At 31.2% G+C, this 16,450-nt stretch carries 24 protein-coding genes; 9 read left to right on the top strand and 15 right to left on the bottom strand.

All coding sequences use genetic code 11. The features are described from left to right. Window positions 1-143: 143 nt before the first annotated feature. Window positions 144-479, bottom strand: a complete 336-nt coding sequence (locus MUN68_RS17580) for a single-stranded DNA-binding protein (RefSeq protein WP_249997036.1) — start codon at window positions 477-479, stop codon at window positions 144-146. 158 nt (window positions 480-637) lie between these two features. Between MUN68_RS17580 and MUN68_RS17575 the strand changes: the two genes are divergently transcribed. The 3 genes from MUN68_RS17575 to MUN68_RS17565 are packed head-to-tail and all read left to right on the top strand — an operon-like array spanning window position 638 to window position 2,387. Next, window positions 638-1,282, top strand: a complete 645-nt coding sequence (locus MUN68_RS17575; protein ID WP_249997035.1) for a fused MFS/spermidine synthase — start codon at window positions 638-640, stop codon at window positions 1,280-1,282. A 20-nt stretch (window positions 1,283-1,302) separates the two neighbouring features. Beyond that, window positions 1,303-1,653: a hypothetical protein gene (locus MUN68_RS17570; RefSeq protein WP_249997033.1), complete on the top strand. Its 351-nt coding sequence runs from the start codon at window positions 1,303-1,305 to the stop codon at window positions 1,651-1,653. Window positions 1,654-1,703: 50 nt separating this feature from the next. Continuing rightward, window positions 1,704-2,387 carry a GIDE domain-containing protein gene (locus MUN68_RS17565; protein ID WP_249997032.1) on the top strand — a complete coding sequence of 228 codons (684 nt, stop codon included), beginning with the start codon at window positions 1,704-1,706 and terminating at the stop codon, window positions 2,385-2,387. A gap of 1 nt (window position 2,388) precedes the next feature. Here MUN68_RS17565 and MUN68_RS17560 read toward each other — a convergent pair whose 3' ends face one another. After that, window positions 2,389-2,856, bottom strand: coding sequence for a CBS domain-containing protein (locus MUN68_RS17560; RefSeq protein ID WP_249997031.1), 468 nt, complete (start codon window positions 2,854-2,856; stop codon window positions 2,389-2,391). Between the two features lie 109 nt (window positions 2,857-2,965). Here MUN68_RS17560 and MUN68_RS17555 point away from each other — a divergent pair, with 109 nt between their 5' ends. Both MUN68_RS17555 and MUN68_RS17550 read left to right on the top strand, forming a co-directional pair. After that, window positions 2,966-3,781 (top strand): Rossmann-fold NAD(P)-binding domain-containing protein, encoded by an 816-nt coding sequence (locus MUN68_RS17555; RefSeq protein WP_249997030.1) that lies wholly within the window; start codon window positions 2,966-2,968, stop codon window positions 3,779-3,781. A gap of 62 nt (window positions 3,782-3,843) precedes the next feature. Continuing rightward, window positions 3,844-4,536, top strand: a complete 693-nt coding sequence (locus MUN68_RS17550) for a hypothetical protein (RefSeq protein WP_249997029.1) — start codon at window positions 3,844-3,846, stop codon at window positions 4,534-4,536. A gap of 68 nt (window positions 4,537-4,604) precedes the next feature. Here MUN68_RS17550 and MUN68_RS17545 read toward each other — a convergent pair whose 3' ends face one another. The 6 genes from MUN68_RS17545 to MUN68_RS17520 form a co-directional block, all read right to left on the bottom strand. Continuing rightward, window positions 4,605-5,513, bottom strand: coding sequence for a DUF3078 domain-containing protein (locus MUN68_RS17545; protein WP_249997027.1), 909 nt, complete (start codon window positions 5,511-5,513; stop codon window positions 4,605-4,607). Between the two features lie 136 nt (window positions 5,514-5,649). Further along, window positions 5,650-6,159, bottom strand: a complete 510-nt coding sequence (locus MUN68_RS17540; protein WP_249997026.1) for a DUF2480 family protein — start codon at window positions 6,157-6,159, stop codon at window positions 5,650-5,652. A 12-nt stretch (window positions 6,160-6,171) separates the two neighbouring features. Continuing rightward, the gene (locus tag MUN68_RS17535) at window positions 6,172-6,498 is read right to left on the bottom strand and encodes a DUF59 domain-containing protein (protein ID WP_249997025.1); all 327 of its coding nucleotides are present in this window, start codon (window positions 6,496-6,498) and stop codon (window positions 6,172-6,174) included. A gap of 6 nt (window positions 6,499-6,504) precedes the next feature. After that, window positions 6,505-6,927 carry a SufE family protein gene (locus tag MUN68_RS17530; protein WP_249997024.1) on the bottom strand — a complete coding sequence of 141 codons (423 nt, stop codon included), beginning with the start codon at window positions 6,925-6,927 and terminating at the stop codon, window positions 6,505-6,507. Window positions 6,928-6,979: 52 nt separating this feature from the next. After that, the gene (locus MUN68_RS17525) at window positions 6,980-7,798 is read right to left on the bottom strand and encodes an META domain-containing protein (RefSeq protein WP_249997023.1); all 819 of its coding nucleotides are present in this window, start codon (window positions 7,796-7,798) and stop codon (window positions 6,980-6,982) included. Window positions 7,799-7,850: 52 nt separating this feature from the next. Next, entirely contained in the window at window positions 7,851-9,065 is a 1,215-nt protein-coding gene (locus MUN68_RS17520) for an aminotransferase class V-fold PLP-dependent enzyme (RefSeq protein ID WP_249997022.1), read from the bottom strand. A 108-nt stretch (window positions 9,066-9,173) separates the two neighbouring features. Here MUN68_RS17520 and MUN68_RS17515 point away from each other — a divergent pair, with 108 nt between their 5' ends. From MUN68_RS17515 to MUN68_RS17505, 3 genes are read left to right on the top strand one after another with little or no spacing between them, the layout of a single operon-like run. Then, window positions 9,174-9,512 (top strand): PadR family transcriptional regulator, encoded by a 339-nt coding sequence (locus MUN68_RS17515; protein ID WP_249997020.1) that lies wholly within the window; start codon window positions 9,174-9,176, stop codon window positions 9,510-9,512. Continuing rightward, entirely contained in the window at window positions 9,509-9,937 is a 429-nt protein-coding gene (locus MUN68_RS17510; RefSeq protein ID WP_249997019.1) for a hypothetical protein, read from the top strand. The genes MUN68_RS17515 and MUN68_RS17510 overlap by 4 nt, the downstream gene beginning before the upstream one ends. Window positions 9,938-9,948: 11 nt before the next feature. Further along, window positions 9,949-10,152 (top strand): hypothetical protein, encoded by a 204-nt coding sequence (locus MUN68_RS17505; RefSeq protein ID WP_249997018.1) that lies wholly within the window; start codon window positions 9,949-9,951, stop codon window positions 10,150-10,152. Here the strand turns inward: MUN68_RS17505 and sufD are convergent. The 6 genes from sufD to MUN68_RS17475 form a co-directional block, all read right to left on the bottom strand. Further along, window positions 10,130-11,443, bottom strand: a complete 1,314-nt coding sequence (sufD, locus tag MUN68_RS17500; RefSeq protein WP_249997017.1) for a Fe-S cluster assembly protein SufD — start codon at window positions 11,441-11,443, stop codon at window positions 10,130-10,132. The two genes, MUN68_RS17505 and sufD, sit on opposite strands and share 23 nt — an antisense overlap. Before the next feature lie 85 nt (window positions 11,444-11,528). Continuing rightward, window positions 11,529-12,281 (bottom strand): Fe-S cluster assembly ATPase SufC, encoded by a 753-nt coding sequence (gene sufC, locus MUN68_RS17495; protein WP_249997016.1) that lies wholly within the window; start codon window positions 12,279-12,281, stop codon window positions 11,529-11,531. A gap of 23 nt (window positions 12,282-12,304) precedes the next feature. Then, window positions 12,305-12,736: a hypothetical protein gene (locus MUN68_RS17490; protein ID WP_249997015.1), complete on the bottom strand. Its 432-nt coding sequence runs from the start codon at window positions 12,734-12,736 to the stop codon at window positions 12,305-12,307. A gap of 25 nt (window positions 12,737-12,761) precedes the next feature. Continuing rightward, entirely contained in the window at window positions 12,762-14,210 is a 1,449-nt protein-coding gene (gene sufB / locus MUN68_RS17485; RefSeq protein WP_249997013.1) for a Fe-S cluster assembly protein SufB, read from the bottom strand. Between the two features lie 20 nt (window positions 14,211-14,230). After that, on the bottom strand, window positions 14,231-14,560 hold the full coding sequence (locus tag MUN68_RS17480; RefSeq protein ID WP_249997012.1) for a HesB/IscA family protein: 330 nt from the start codon (window positions 14,558-14,560) through the stop codon (window positions 14,231-14,233). Between the two features lie 160 nt (window positions 14,561-14,720). Continuing rightward, on the bottom strand, window positions 14,721-14,951 hold the full coding sequence (locus MUN68_RS17475) for a hypothetical protein (protein WP_249997011.1): 231 nt from the start codon (window positions 14,949-14,951) through the stop codon (window positions 14,721-14,723). Between the two features lie 159 nt (window positions 14,952-15,110). Here MUN68_RS17475 and thiL point away from each other — a divergent pair, with 159 nt between their 5' ends. Further along, complete coding sequence (gene thiL / locus MUN68_RS17470) at window positions 15,111-16,163, top strand: thiamine-phosphate kinase (protein ID WP_249997010.1); 1,053 nt, start codon at window positions 15,111-15,113, stop codon at window positions 16,161-16,163. Here thiL and MUN68_RS17465 read toward each other — a convergent pair. Beyond that, complete coding sequence (locus MUN68_RS17465; RefSeq protein WP_249997009.1) at window positions 16,144-16,422, bottom strand: hypothetical protein; 279 nt, start codon at window positions 16,420-16,422, stop codon at window positions 16,144-16,146. The genes thiL and MUN68_RS17465 overlap by 20 nt on opposite strands. Window positions 16,423-16,450 lie beyond the last annotated feature (28 nt).

Genomic DNA, 16,450 nt, shown 5'->3' with positions numbered 1-16,450 from the left:
TCAAATATATAAAACTTAGCTAATCTTTTGTCAGAAAAGACTGATTTCAAGTCATTAAGTAATAACATAGGATATTAAAGCTATCTTTTAGATATAAAAAAAGGCGCTCGATTGAGCGCCTTAATAATAATTATACATTTGTTTTATTGTTTTCCTAGCATCAATAATTCACTACAAAAAATTTCAGTAATGTATCGTTTTTGTCCTTCTTTATCATCATAACTTCGTGATGTTAATTTCCCTTCTATAGCCACTTCTTTTCCTTTAGTTACATATTTTTCTATAATTTCTGCTGTTTTTCCCCAAGCTACAACATTGTGCCATTGTGTGTCTGTTACTTTTTCGCCTTGTGCATTTTTGTAACTTTCATTTGTTGCAATTGAAAATTTAGCTAGCATTTTTCCCGATTCTAGATTTACAATTTCTGGATCGTTTCCTAAGTTCCCGATTAACTGTACTTTGTTTCTTAACGTATTCATAAGATAAGGTTTTAATTATATTGAATGTCATTAGTTCGATTCAACAGTGCAAATATGAGATGGCTTCAAAGTATTAGTCGGTTGTTACGTGTTTAAATTCGTTTGTAAATATTTGTTGTCGTTTGTAAACGGATAATATTTTTTATATATTTGATACTATGCGCAAGTATATCAGCTATTTATACCCAATCACGCGAAAGGTAAAATCAAAGTACAATGATACTTTAGAAATCACTTGGCATAATGGAAAAAAACACCTCAACACCAAAAACGCCAACTATTCGTATGGTTCATTACAAGTCATTTTAAAGTTTGGGCTCGATAAAATTGACTTAAAACACATCAATTCTATTTTGCTTTTAGGTCTTGGTGGTGGAAGTGTAATTGAAACACTTCGACAAGATTTCAACTATAAAAAACAGATTACAGCAATAGATATAGATCCTGTAATTATAGACATTGCAAAAACAGAATACCTACTTGAAAGCAATTCAAATACCACAATTATTTGTGAAGATGCACTTCAATTTATAAAAGAGAATACAACAAAATATGAGTTAATTATTATTGATTTATTTATCGATATTAAAGTGCCTAAACAATTTTTAGAACTCTCGTTTTGGGAAGATGTTATAAAATCAAAATCTACAAATGGTGTCATTTTATTTAACGCTTCTTTAGAAGAAAAAAAGAGCCATCAATTACAATCTGTTATCAATTTTTTAAAAACAAAAGTGTATAAAGTTGATGTATATGAAAATGTGAATAATACGAATACAATACTCATTTCTCAATCTTTATAACAAAACAAAACTCGAAAATTATGGAAAAACAATGTCCAGAATGTGGAGAAAAAATCGTTGGTAGAATTGATAAAAAATTCTGTAGTGATGCGTGTCGCAATTCATATAACAATACTATAAATAAAGACAATAAAAATTTAATTAGAAACACGAACAATTGGTTGCGTAAAAACTATCGTGTTCTTGAAGCCTTAAATCCGAATCAAAAAACGAAAGTCTCAAGAGCCAAATTAATTGAAAAAGGATTTGATTTTAATTACTTCACAAGTATTTACACAACCAAAGCCGGAACCGTTTATTATTTTGTGTATGATCAAGGCTATTTACCGCTTGAAGGTGATTATTATGCTTTGGTGAAACGTGAGCGTTAATTGTAACTATTTATGACTATTCCATACTAATAAAGTATAAATCGAATTAGATGAGTGAACCAATTATTATAGCAATAGTTTTAACCGTTTTCGGAATAATTGTGTTTTGCAGCTATTATTTCAGTAAAAAAAATGTAATCATTAGAACACTTGCAAAAATCCCTAACAAACCAGCTTCAAGTTTAAAAACTAATGAACTGTCAAAAGTTACAGGCAAAGCGCTTCACGTAAAGGAACCATTAACAGCTCCATTTTCAATTAGAAAATGCGTGTTTTATCAAATTATTATTGAACAAAAAGTAAGTACTGGTAAAAGTTCTAGTTGGAAAACCTTAATCAAAGAAGAGCGGTTTCAAGAGTTTTTTGTTCAAACCAAAACTGAATTTGTAATTATAAAACCTCAAGAGCACCCTAAAAATTATAGCTGTCATTTGGTAAAAGATAAAGATCAATCATCTGGTGCATTTAATGATCCTACACCTCAATTCGAATCATTATTAAAGCGATATAATATAGACCCTCAAACCTTTTTCGGATTCAATAAACGATTACGTTATAAAGAAGGAATTATAGCAATTGGTGAAGAAATTACGGTCGCTGGAATTGCTAAATGGAAAACACTAAGCGAACCTATTCCAGAATATCCATATTCGAAAATAGCAACTCTAGAAAGCACAGATAAACAAAAAATTATCATTACAGATTTGCCTGAAGTACACAAAAACAAACGTTAAATTATTTCCAATTCTGACCTTTTAATTCAATGGCTGCTTTCAAAACATCTTTCTGACTAATTTGTCCAGCTAATTTTCCATTTTCAACAATTGGAAAACGACGTATTTTAGATTCTAAAAACTTATTGGCTGCGTCAAAAATATTCATGTTACCATCAATGGTTTCAACATGTTTTACCATTCTGTTTTCAACCTTATGCTGTTCCATTGGCATATTGTAATAACGACTTTCACTAATATCTTTAAGACAATCGCCTTCAGAAATAATACCAACGAGTTCATTATTACTATTAACCACTGGACCTCCAGATATTTTATATCTAATAAGAGTTTGTATGACTTCTTCAACCGTTTGTTCAGGTCTAAAAGTGATTAATTCACGTGACATATAATCACTTACTTTTAATGCCGCAACTTCTGTAATATTCTGTTGTTGCTTTCTTGCCCCTTGAAAACTTTTAATACCCATACCAATTATTTTTTGTGTTGAATTTAAAGTTACTGAAAATAAGTGAATTATGCTAAAGCTAAATTCCAGCTAATAATTTGTACATTTCAAATCTCTTAAATAAGAAGCATTGAAACAAAGAATTTGTGTTTTAGGTTGTGGATGGTTGGGCTTTACTCTAGCGAAATCTTTAGTGAAAAACAACTACATGGTCAATGGATCAACAACTACTTCTGAAAAAATTAGTGTTTTAAAATCAAATAATATTGAAGGTTTTTTGGTGCAATTATCTTCGGAAGGCATTATTGGTGCTATTGAAAATTGTCTGGCAGATTGTGAAACTTTAGTTCTTAATATTCCACCTGGATTACGAAAAAACCCTGAAGCAAATTATGTCAAGCAGATGCAACAGCTTATTCCTTATGTGGAATCATCTTCTATTAAAAATGTTCTATTTGTGAGTTCAACTTCTGTATATGATGATCATGAATCGTTTCCAATAATTTCTGAAACTAGTGACACATCTACGACATCAAATACAGCTAAACAACTATTGGCTGTTGAAAAACTATTTCAGAATAATATAAATTTTAAAACGACGATACTTCGCTTTTCTGGATTATTTGATGAAGATAAACATCCTGCAAAATTTTTATCTGGAAGAAAACATCTAAAAAATCCTGAGGCTCCTGTAAATTTAATTCATAAAAGTGATTGTATTGCCATCATCGAAAAAATTATAGAACGACGTGTTTGGAATGAGGTCTTTAATGCATCTACGACGCCACACCCTAAAAAACAAACGTACTATACTGCTGCTTGTAAAGCTCAAAACTTAACCCTTCCAACATACAATTACTCTCAAAAAAGCTTAGGTAAAATCATAGACTCTACAAAGTTGGTACAAGTTTTGGGTTATACATTTAAAATTAAACTAGAACATTAGCATCTTTTTAAGACACTGTTTTGTTTATTTTTTTAGTTTTGACACATTAAATAATTAAGAAGATGAAAAAAATACTTTGCCTAGTTGTGATAATGACTTCAATGAGCTTGACAGCGCAAACAAAATCCGAATTACTAAAACACTTTGAAAGCTATTATAAACAAATGAAAGAACAAGGTGATATACAAGGCGTAATTAATGCTATGACTCACCTTAATGTGTTGCAACCAAGTCAGCAACGATTAGATACTTTAGCTTATATTTATGTTTCAGAAGGCAGAAACATAGAGGCTTTAAATACTGTTGGCATTGACAATAACGCAACAGATTCAGCTATTAGCACAGAAGTAAAAGCTCTTGCTTTAAAAGCGTTAAACCAGCCTAAACGCGCTGTAGTTTTTTACGAAGTATTGTTTCAAAAAGAACCTAATTCATACTTAGCCTATGAAATTGCGGATCTAAAAACACAAATACAAGATTTAGCTGGAGCAAAAGCTAGTGTTGATTACGGATTAGTTAATGTAAAGGCAGACATGAAGAAAGTGTTTTATGAAACTCAACAACCTTATGAGGTATCTATGAAAGGTGCTTTAACTTATTTAAAAGCCATTATTTTATTTAATATTAATAAAGTCGATAACATTGATCAAGCCATTGGTTTATTAGATGAAGCTATTGCTATAGATGCAAACTTTAATTTAGCACAAATAAGTAAAGATGCTTTAGTAGCATTAAAAACGCCTAAGAAAGAATAACAATATCTATATTATAAAAAAAGCCTTTTGTAGATTACAAAAGGCTTTTTTTATGAGTTTAAGTTGGGTTAAAATTTATAGCTCAAACCAACAGTGTAAAATGATTGTAATTTATTATCAGCATCTTCTAAAGCAACACCTTGAAAGCTTGCTGCTTCTTGTTGGTTACTTCTTAAGCCAAAGTCAAAACCTACACCAATCATTTTCCAAAGCGTATAACCGAAAGAGTTTGACCATGTCCAGTTAGATAAGTCTCCACTTTTATAACTTTGGAAAGCAGATAAATTAGATTTAAAATTTACAGCTCCTATTTGTCTTGTATAATCTGCAACAATTTTAGCTCCTAAAGACGATTCAAAAATATTGTCATTATCAGCAAATACAAAGTTGTAGTTTAATGGATGAACTACTACAATTAAATTTTCAATTGGTAACCATGTAAAACCAACACCAACATCTAAATATCCTGGATCGTTAAAGTTATCTAATAATGTAGTTCTGTATTCCATTAATGTAGAAACTGCTAATTTTTCGCTTAAATTTCTACCATATAAAGAAGAAATACTGAAAACATCTGTTGTTGGATTGAAATCACCATCATCTAAATCTGTGTCTTTATTATCTAACTTTACCCAGTTTAAATTTGCAGTTAAAGAGTTTCTCCAGAAATGTTTCTCTTCAATTAAATTGGCATAACCATTAACTGTTATACCAATATTTCCAGAAGCATTATTAGGAGCTCCTTGAGAATACCAATTATTGAAATTTGATAAACTTCCACCAATAGTACCAAATGCACCTATTCTCCATCCTGGCAACGCATCGATTTGTGCTTGCAACGCATCTGCTTCAGCTTGAGCGGCATCAGCTACTGCTTGTTTTTCTGCTTTTTGAGTTTGTAGTTCTTCCTTAGTTTGAGAAAAACTAAACACCATTGATAACATCAAAACAGAAGTTAAAAGTAATCTTTTAGTCATTTTTTTAATTTTAAAATTTATTATTAAATGCAAATATAATTTATTAGAAAATTGAACACCAACAAATTATACAAATTAGCATATTTTTATATAGTCTTTGACACATTTTAATTTAATGGGTCACAGTTATTCAGAATTATTTTTTCTTTTTAAAAAGAGGAACAGAAGAGCAGGCTTCTCCATACATAATAGACTTTGCTATTGGTTGTAATACTTCAGTAAGTAAAATATAGGCATTTTCTGGTACAGGCTTGTTAGAACAGCCTTTGATAATAATGGGTTTTTCTTGATAAGAATCTAGGTCTAAACCATTAATAATACTTTGATAAATCGAAGTCTCTAGAGTGTTTAAATCACCAATTATCGTCTTTTTAGAATACGAAGCTAACTCAATAGTAATTAACATATAAGCCCAAGCTGGAATAATAGCATCAGTGGAACAAATTAGTGCGACATATTGATTTTTATATTGCGACCAGTCATGCTCCTTAACATGATGTCTAAAGTCTTTTTCACGAAGCACAAATCCTTCATAAAGCCAATCTTTAATATCAAATAACACACGTTCTCCTTGAGGATAAAAATCTTCTAAATCAATAACAACAAGTTTGCTTTGTGCAACTCTATTTATGATCTCGTCTGCCATTTTGTAATTAGCTTATAGCATTCCTAATTCTAGTTTTGCTTCTTCACTCATTAAATCTTGAGTCCAAGGTGGATCAAAAGTGATTTCAACTTCAGCAGTTTTCACATCATTTAAAGATTTTACTTTTTCTTCAACTTCTAATGGAAGTGTTTCTGCAACTGGACAATTTGGTGTTGTTAAGGTCATTAAAATTTTAACTTCATAATCTTCATTAACGAATACGTCGTAAATAAGTCCTAACTCATATATATCTACAGGAATTTCTGGATCGAAAATCGTTTTTAATACTCTTACTATTTTTTCACCTAAGAGATTCGTGTCTATTGTTGTTTCGCTCATCTTGAACTAATTTAATTGTGTTTGGTATGCAATTGCATACATTTTGATTTGCTTTATCATACTAACTAAACCATTCGCTCTTGTAGGTGATAAATGCTCTTTTAATCCTATTTGATCTATAAAACTAGTATCTGCCTCAATAATATCTTTTGGATGCTGATTAGAAAATACTCGAATTAAAATAGCGATGATACCTTTGGTAATAATCGCATCACTATCTGCTGTGAATGCTATTTTATTGTCCTTCAAATCGGCATGTACCCAAACTTTACTTTGGCATCCTTTTATGATGTTGTCTTCTGTTTTATACTGCTCATCAATTAATGGTAAGGTTTTACCAAGATCAATCATATATTGGTAACGCTCTTCCCAATCTTCAAACATTGCAAACTCCTCAATGATTTCATCTTTTATCTCTGTAATCGTCATTTTTCTTCTTTAATTAAGCTTTAAGAAACCGTATTACAAAAATACAATATCTCTATTGTTTAACCATTGTTTCCTTTACAGATAATAGTTTACCAACAAACAATGCAAAAGGTTTAGGCGGATTCCCATGGTCAAATCCATTTGAAACATACTCTTTTTCATTTAATACAATCGTTAAGGTTGCCATTGCTGCTGCATCATACTGAAACGTTTTTGATGGTGGCTCTATTGAAGGTATTGACTCAACATCTAAATCGTTATAAAGAGACATAAGGTCTGAAAGTTGTTCATCAGACAATTTGTATATACTAGTTTCTTTCAAATTTCTATCCTTTGTATATTTCAGCACATTGCCTTCAATCCATATAGCTTCGAAAAAACCTCTGGTTGATGCTCTATATAAGATGTTAATTTTTGTCTCAGCTTGTCGCAATTGAGACGTCTTATTTTTAGTCGCGCTTATCAAGACCGTTTCATTCTTTTTAAGACTTAATTCTCCGTTTGATAATTCAAACGCATTCACTTTAGTCATTGTTTGAAAAAACAAATGTTCCTTTTTATTCACTTCTTCCTGACATATCATTCTAGTAGCTCCTAATTCAGAAAAAGAAATAGTATTGCCATTTGTTGTATAAGTTCCAAAAAATCGATTACAACCTGCAAAACCTGAAACTCTATTTGTTTTAGAATCGAACTCTAAAGTGAGTTTATCATTAGTAACTTCAATAGTATCCAATTGCTCTAAAACATAGGTGCCTTTAATTATTTCGTTGGTAATCATGTCTGTTGACTTATTTAAACTTGCGATATCATTTGAGCTTCCGCAAGACTTTAATATAATAAGACTTATTAATATTGCTAAATGTTTCATGGCTTTAAAGTTTTATAGTTTACTTATAATAATACAAAAAAGAAGCCAAACTTTAAGCCAGCATCATTTTTGCCTTTTTCACACCCGAAACTAAAGCATCTATTTCGGCTTTAGTATTATAAAATGCAAAGGATGCTCTTACTGTTCCTGGAATGTTATAGAAATCCATAATGGGTTGTGCACAATGATGTCCTGTACGAACTGCAATTCCCATTTTATCTAATATTGTTCCAATATCGTATGGATGTATACCTTCAATATTAAAAGAGATTACTGAGGTTTTCTGTACTGAAGTTCCATAAATTTTTAAGCCTTCAATCTTTAAAAGTTCTTGTGTTCCATACTCTAAAAGCTCTTTTTCATAAGCTTCAATGGAATCAAAACCAATGGCATTCATATAATCTAGAGCAGTTCCAAACGCAATGCCTCCACAAATATTTGGTGTTCCAGCTTCAAACTTATGAGGCAAATTGGCATAAGTTGTTTTTTCAAAAGTGACCTCAGCAATCATTTCACCTCCTCCTTGATAAGGTGGTAATTTGTTTAACCATTCTTCTTTTCCATATAACATTCCAACGCCTGTTGGCCCACAAATTTTATGAGCAGAAGCCACATAAAAATCGACATCTAAAGCTTGAACATCTGGCACTAAATGCGGACAAGCTTGCGCACCATCAACTAAAACAGCTGCGCCAACTTGATGCGCTTTATCAATAATAGTTTTAATAGGATTTATGGTGCCTAATGCATTTGAAATATGATTAACGAAAACTAGCTTTGTTTTTTCAGACAATAAAGTTTCATACTCACTTAGGATTAATTCGCCATCTTCATTCATAGGAATGACTTTTAAGATAGCTCCTGTTCGCTCACATAACATTTGCCAAGGCACAATATTACTATGATGCTCTAATGCAGAAACTATGATTTCGTCACCTTTTTTTAATAACGACGAAAACCCATTTGCGACCAGATTGATACTATGTGTTGTTCCAGACGTCATGATGATTTCATAACTGTATTTTGCATTAAAATGTTTTTGGATTTTAATACGTGCTTGTTCATATAAATCTGTTGCTTCCTGACTTAAAGTATGAACACCTCTATGAATATTAGCGTTATAATTAGAATAATAATCTACAATAGCATCAATCACTTGTTGTGGTGTTTGCGACGTTGCAGCATTATCAAAATAGACCAAAGGTTTCCCATTAACCTTTCGGTTTAAAATTGGAAAATCTCCTCTTATTTTATCGACGTTTAACATAGATGCAAAGTTACGAGATGTTTGGTTAAAAAGGTATTCAGAAAACGAAACTTATATTTTTTTTAATATTTTATTCCAATACATTTAAATAAAATGTATATTTGTAAAATGTATAGCAAAGAACTCACAAAAGGAACATTACAACCTATCATTTTAAAACTTATTAATAGCAGAGACAAAATGTATGGTTATGAAATTACACAAGAGGTAAAAAAATTGACCTCTGGCAAAATTGATATCTCTGAAGGTGCTTTATATCCAATACTACATAAGTTAGAAGCCAAAGGTGTTTTAGACACTGAAAAAGTTTTTATAGGCAAGCGTGTAAGAAAGTATTATAAAGTGACCAGAGAAGGGAAACAAATGGTTACTGATGTTACTAAAGAAATAAACGATTTTATAGATACACTTCAAATAATTTTTAATTCTGAAATCCAAAAATTATGATATTATCTGACAAACAAATTGAATTCATAGAAAGAAATTTAAAGCTTTATGGTGTGAAATCTGAAGATTTGAGAGAAGACTTATTAGATCACATATGTACTTATATTGAATCAAAGGGTTCTGGTGATTTTGATTCCTTATTTCAAGAAGCGCTTCAAAAGTTTGGAGGTTATGCTAGTTTTCAAAATCTTCAATTAGAAACCAATTATCAAAAATTTGCTAAACAAATAATTACGATTAACAAATTAAAATTTTCCTTCGGGTTTTTAGTCATTTTATTTTTAGTCACGAGTTTAGTGTTTCAAATGATGAATTGGCCTTATGCTAATGCATGGTTGCTTTGTGCGATATTAGTTACCGTTTTGGCGATACTTCCCATTCATTTTTATGCTAAATACAAAAAATCAATCCATAAATTTTCTTAATACAATTTCACATGAAAAAATCATTTTACATTTTAGGCTTTTTAAGCTTCTTTACATTAGGTATTGGAGCCATGTTTGAATTTTTATCTTGGCCTTACAGAGGAATTATTGTTTTTGTTGGCTTTCTGTTTTTAAATTTCGGATTGATTCCTGCATATTTTTATCAAAAGTATCAGCAAGAGCAAACTAAACTTAAAGATCAAACCCTAAATTAACACCTAACTTATTAGCTATAATCTTAGTAATACGCTTTTTGATTTCAGGTATTTTAACCGAATTTAAAACATTATTACTAAATGCAAACATAAGTAATGCTTTCGCTTCTTTTTCTGGAATTCCTCTAGAACGCATATAAAACATTGCACTTTCGTCTAACTGACCAATAGTACAACCATGAGAGCATTTTACATCATCTGCAAAAATTTCCAACTGAGGTTTTGTATTTATTGACGCTTGATCACTCAACAAAATATTGTTATTAGATTGAAAGGCGTTTGTCTTCTGTGCTTCTTTATTTACATAGACTTTTCCATTAAAAACACCAGTTGATTTATCTGAAAAAATACCTTTATAATCTTGATGACTTTCACAGTTAGGTTCAATATGATGCACTAATGTATTATGATCTACATGTTGTTTATCACCAATAATCGTAACACCATTTAATGTAGAATCAATACGTTCACCTTCTTGATAAAAGTTAAGATTATTTCGTGTTAATTTTCCACCAAAAGAAAATGTATGCACAGAGGCATGGCTTTCTCGTTTTTGTTTTACGAATGTATTATCAATAAGTGAAGCACTTTTCTTATCGTTCTGAATTTTATAATAATCAACTATAGCACGTTTATTTGCAAAAATTTCTGTGACACTGTTAGTTAACACAGGATTATCTGTTAAACTTTGATGGCGTTCAATTATTTGAACATGTGCATTTTCATCAACAACAATTAAGTTACGAGGTTGCAACATTAAAGCCGATTCATTTCCAGTAGAAAAATGCAAAATTTGAATTGGTTTTTCAACTATTTTATTCTTTGGAATATGAATGTAAGCGCCTTCTTGAGAAAACGCAGTGTTTAATGAAGATAAACTATCTTTTGTCGCAGCTTTATTGAAATAATTTTCAATAAGAATTCTATATTTTGGTTTTGATAAAGCAGCAGACATTAAACATACATCAATACCATCATGTGTTGTTTGTGACAAGTGTGATGCATATTTTCCATCGATAAAAACAATCTTATAGCTATCTATATCGTGAATAAAATACTTTTTTATATCGCGATGCTCTAATTCATTTTCCTTTTTTGGAAACACACTATAATCATGTTTTAATACACTATTAAGAGATGTATATTTCCAAGCTTCATCACGTTTAGTAGGAAAACCTTTATTTTCAAATACTCGTATTGCTTCACTACGAACATCATGAACCGGAGCATCTATATCTACCATGTTCTCGAATGCCATAAATGACGACACTAATTTATCTTTTAAATCCATTTCTTTCTATCATTCCTGCAAAGGCAAGAATCTTTTAATTTAAAATATTGGTTTTATTTGGATTCCTGCTTTCGCGGAATGACAATTAAGCTCCTACCTCTTCCTTAATCCAATCGTAACCTTTTTCTTCCAATTCGTGAGCTAATTCTTTAGTTCCCGATTTTACGATACGTCCATTGTGCAATACATGAACAAAATCTGGAACGATATAATCTAACAAACGTTGGTAATGTGTAATAACGATTACAGCATTATCTTTACTTTTCAATTTATTTACACCATTAGCAACAATTCGTAAAGCATCAATATCTAAACCAGAATCTGTCTCATCTAAAATCGCCAATTTTGGCTCTAACATTGCCATTTGAAAAATCTCATTACGTTTTTTCTCTCCTCCAGAAAACCCTTCATTAAGAGAACGTGATAAGAACTTACGATCTATTTCAAGCATTTCAGATTTTTCACGAATCATTTTAAGCATTTCATTAGCTGGCATATCGTCTAAACCTTTTGCTTTTCTTGTTTCATTAATTGCCGTTTTCATGAAATTAGTTACAGATACGCCTGGAATCTCAACTGGATATTGAAACGATAAGAAAATTCCTTTATGAGCGCGTTCTTCAGCAGCTAACTCATCGATATTTTCTCCTTCTAAAAGAATTTCTCCTTGCTCAACTTCGTATTCTTCTTTTCCAGCAATAACTGAAGCCAATGTACTTTTACCAGAACCATTTGGTCCCATAATAGCATGAATTTCACCAGGTTTAACTTCTAAGTTAATTCCTCTTAAAATGGCTTTATCTTCAACACTTGCGTGTAAATCATTTATTTTTAACATAGTATAATTTTCAATTATTCTGTCTAACTATCACCTAGTTTAATGACATCATTCTCTTTGGTTTCGTGTTTTTTCACATTATCAATCTGTTTGATATCAATTTTGAAAGGCCAACCTTCTTCACCTTCTGGTTTTGGAATTAATTTCCCTCTTATCTGTACTGTCACATAATCCGTAGGGTCACTTTTATAAGCTGCTGCCTTTTTATTTAATTCGTGCATTTTATCATTAATCACTACTCCGTAAATATCATTACGAGTTTGCAAAACAGCGGCATCTCCATAATAAATGAATTGCCCAACTAGCGTTTTTAACCCATCGTTATGATTGGCCATTTTTTCATTTTTAGAATCTACTTCAGTTCCAATTTCATCTGAAACAGTTTCTGTTTTCACATCATTTTTACAACCTATAAAAATAATAGCGACTAATAAGAGTGTCAATAATTTTTTCATTTTAAAATTTTGCTTGTATTAATGTTTATCCTACTGAACCTTCTAAACTAATTTCTAAAAGTTTCTGAGCTTCAACAGCAAACTCCATCGGTAATTTATTTAAAACTTCTTTACTAAAACCATTGACGATAAGTGCAATTGCTTTTTCTGTTGAAATACCTCTTTGGTTACAATAAAAAATTTGGTCTTCACCTATTTTACTCGTTGTTGCTTCATGCTCAATTTGAGCCGATTTGTTTTTTGCTTCGATATATGGAAATGTATGAGCTCCACATTCGTTACCCATTAATAAACTATCACATTGAGAGAAATTACGAGCATGATCTGCTCGAGAACTAATTTGAACTAATCCTCTATATGAATTTTGAGATTTTCCAGCTGAAATTCCTTTGGAGATAATAGTGGATTTGGTATTTTTCCCTAAGTGAATCATTTTTGTTCCAGTATCTGCTTGCTGGTAATTGTTAGTAACTGCAATTGAATAAAACTCACCAACGGAATTGTCTCCTTTTAAAATACAACTAGGATATTTCCATGTCACAGCAGAACCCGTTTCAACTTGAGTCCAAGATATTTTTGCGTTTTTCTCACAAAGTCCTCTTTTAGTTACAAAATTGTAAACACCACCTTTCCCTTCAGCATTTCCTGGATACCAGTTTTGGACTGTAGAGTATTTTATTTCAGCATCATCTAAAGCAATTAATTCAACAACTGCTGCATGTAATTGGTTTTCGTCTCTACTTGGCGCTGTACAACCTTCTAAATAACTCACATAACTACCTTCATCAGCAATAAGCAAGGTTCTTTCAAATTGTCCTGTTCCTCCTTGATTAATCCTAAAGTAAGTTGACAATTCCATTGGACATCTTACACCTTTAGGAATATAGCAGAAACTTCCATCACTAAAAACAGCTGAATTTAAAGCTGCGTAAAAGTTGTCTTTTGTTGGAACGATAGTGCCAATATATTTTTTTACAAGTTCTGGATGCTCTTTGATCGCTTCAGAAATACTCATAAAAATAATGCCTTTTTCAGACAATGTCTTTTTAAAAGTTGTTGCAACAGAGACTGAATCTACAACAATATCCATAGCGATATTGTTCATTTTTTTCTGTTCATCTACTGAAATTCCTAGCTTTTTATACATGGCTAAAAGATCAGGATCAACATCATCTAATGTTTTATTAGGATCTACAGCAACTGGTGCAGAATAATAAGCAATGGATTGAAAATCTGGTTTTTTATAATTAACATTGGCCCAATCTGGCTCTGTCATTTCTTTCCAGACTTTGAAGGCTTCAAGTCTCCATTCAGTCATCCATTCTGGCTCTTCTTTCTTTTTAGAAATAGCACGAACGATATCTTCATTTAAACCAATTGGAAAAGTTTCAGATTCTATATCTGTAAAAAAACCATATTCGTATTCTTTGGTTTTTAATTCTTCCCTAAGGTCATCCTCTGTATACTTTGACATAGTTTGTCTTTCTGTTTATTTTACAATGAAAATGATTCTCCACAACCACAGGTTCGGTTGGCATTTGGATTATTAAATACAAATCCTGCTCCATTAAGTCCTCCCGAATATTCTAATGTAGTGCCAATGAGGTATAAAAAACTCTTTTTGTCAACAATAATTTTCACACCATTATCTTCAAAAACTTTATCCTCTTCTTTTTGTTCTTTATCAAACTTCAAATCGTATGATAATCCAGAGCAACCGCCACTCTTAACACCTACACGAACAAAATCTGTAGCGCTATTAAAACCATCATCAACCATGAGTTCGATGACTTTCTTTTTAGCTGTTTCTGATACTTTAATCATTTCTTATATAGATTTTGTCTAAATAGATTGCAAATATAATGTATAAGTAGGTTTTATCCACATTTCCTAACATTATATTAGCAAATAATTGCATAGAAATAGGCTATGAATTGTGAGAAATCTCAGATTCAGAATAAAAAATCAGATGAAGTACCTGTATTTAAGCAGAAAGTTTTTGAGGTGAATACCTGTTTTGCAGAAGATATAATTGTCTTAACGCCGTTTTGATGTTTTGATTTTTAAATGGAAGTGCATCAAATGTATCCGAATCTTCTATAACAATTTTTGATTTACATGTCTTACATGTCAATTCATGAGAATCTTTAGATATACGTTCTAGATTATGCCCAAAAACGGAGCACGACAAATCATTAGTAGTAGTAGTTTTCATAAGTAGGTATTCTTTAGGGATTAGAAACTTAGTGAAATTGTTTAATAACTTAGACTAACCACGTATTTTTTCGATGAAATGCATTCATATTCTTGTTTTACGTTTTGAAAAAGGCCTAGAAATGTAAAGTCTTCAAAAAAAACATACTATTTTTGCACTATGATTGAAGATAAAAACCAACAACGTACATCTTTAGAGAATTTAGGTGAATTTGGACTCATTGAGCACTTGACAAAAAACTTTGATATTAAGCACAAGTCAACTATTAAAAGTATTGGAGATGATGCTGCTGTTTTAGAGTTCAAGACTAATCAAATTGTAGTTACTACAGATTTACTTATTGAAAATGTACATTTTGATTTAAGCTATGTACCCTTAAAGCATTTGGGTTATAAAGCTGTAGTTGTAAACCTCTCTGATGTGTATGCCATGAATGCTAATGCTACACAAATTACAGTTTCTATAGCAGTCTCAAATCGTTTCCCACTTGAAGCACTTGAAGATTTGTATGCTGGTATTGAAGCTGCTGCAAAAATCTATAACATTGATGTTATTGGTGGAGATACGACATCTTCAACTACAGGACTTATTATTTCTGTAACTGCAATAGGAGCGGTTGATGAAAAAAATGTGGTGCTTAGGTCTGGAGCAAAAGCTAATGATTTAGTTGTTGTAACAGGAGATATTGGAGCTTCATATATGGGTTTACAAGTATTAGAGCGTGAAAAGGAAGTGTTTAAGGTAAATCCTCAAAACCAGCCAGATTTAAGTATGTACTCTTATATTATTGAACGTCAATTAAAGCCTGAAGCTAGAAAAGATGTTATTGAATTGCTAAAAAGTTTAGACGTAAAACCAACTTCCATGATTGATATTAGTGATGGTTTGTCATCTGAAATTATTCACTTGTGTAAAAACAGTGATGTTGGTGTTGAACTCTATGAAAATAAAATCCCATTAGATCCTCAAGTGATTTCTACTTGTGAAGAATTTAATATTGACAGTACAACTATAGCTTTAAATGGTGGTGAAGACTACGAATTATTAATGACAATTTCACAAGAAGATTTTCCGAAGATAAAAGGAAACCCAAACCTTACAGTAATTGGTTATATTACCGAAAAGTCAAGAGGTATGCACTTGATAACAAGAGGAGAGCAAGCTATACCAATTATTGCAAAAGGGTGGAATGCTATGAAAAATGAGGTGTGAAATTTATCAGATTTTTTTCATTCTTAACATGAAATGTTTTTTCTTTTTTAAGTCCTAATCTAGACATTCGTTTATTATGAATACGTTCTAACACCGAATTAATTTCTTTGAATTTAGGCGTAAGTGGAGATATGCCACCTTTTCCATTTGTGGTCATCTGCGTACTACAATGTGTACACTTATATTCTTTAACGTGATAGGTGATTTTTTTAGAGACCTCATATTGGTGTCCAAAAAATGAGCAGTAGATACTTTTCATTATACAGTTAAATTTAGTTATTACTTTA

The sequence above is a fragment of the Psychroserpens ponticola genome (assembly GCF_023556315.2).
In the GTDB taxonomy this organism is placed as follows: Bacteria; Bacteroidota; Bacteroidia; order Flavobacteriales; family Flavobacteriaceae; genus Psychroserpens; species Psychroserpens ponticola.
This window is presented reverse-complemented; position numbering and strand designations above follow the sequence as displayed.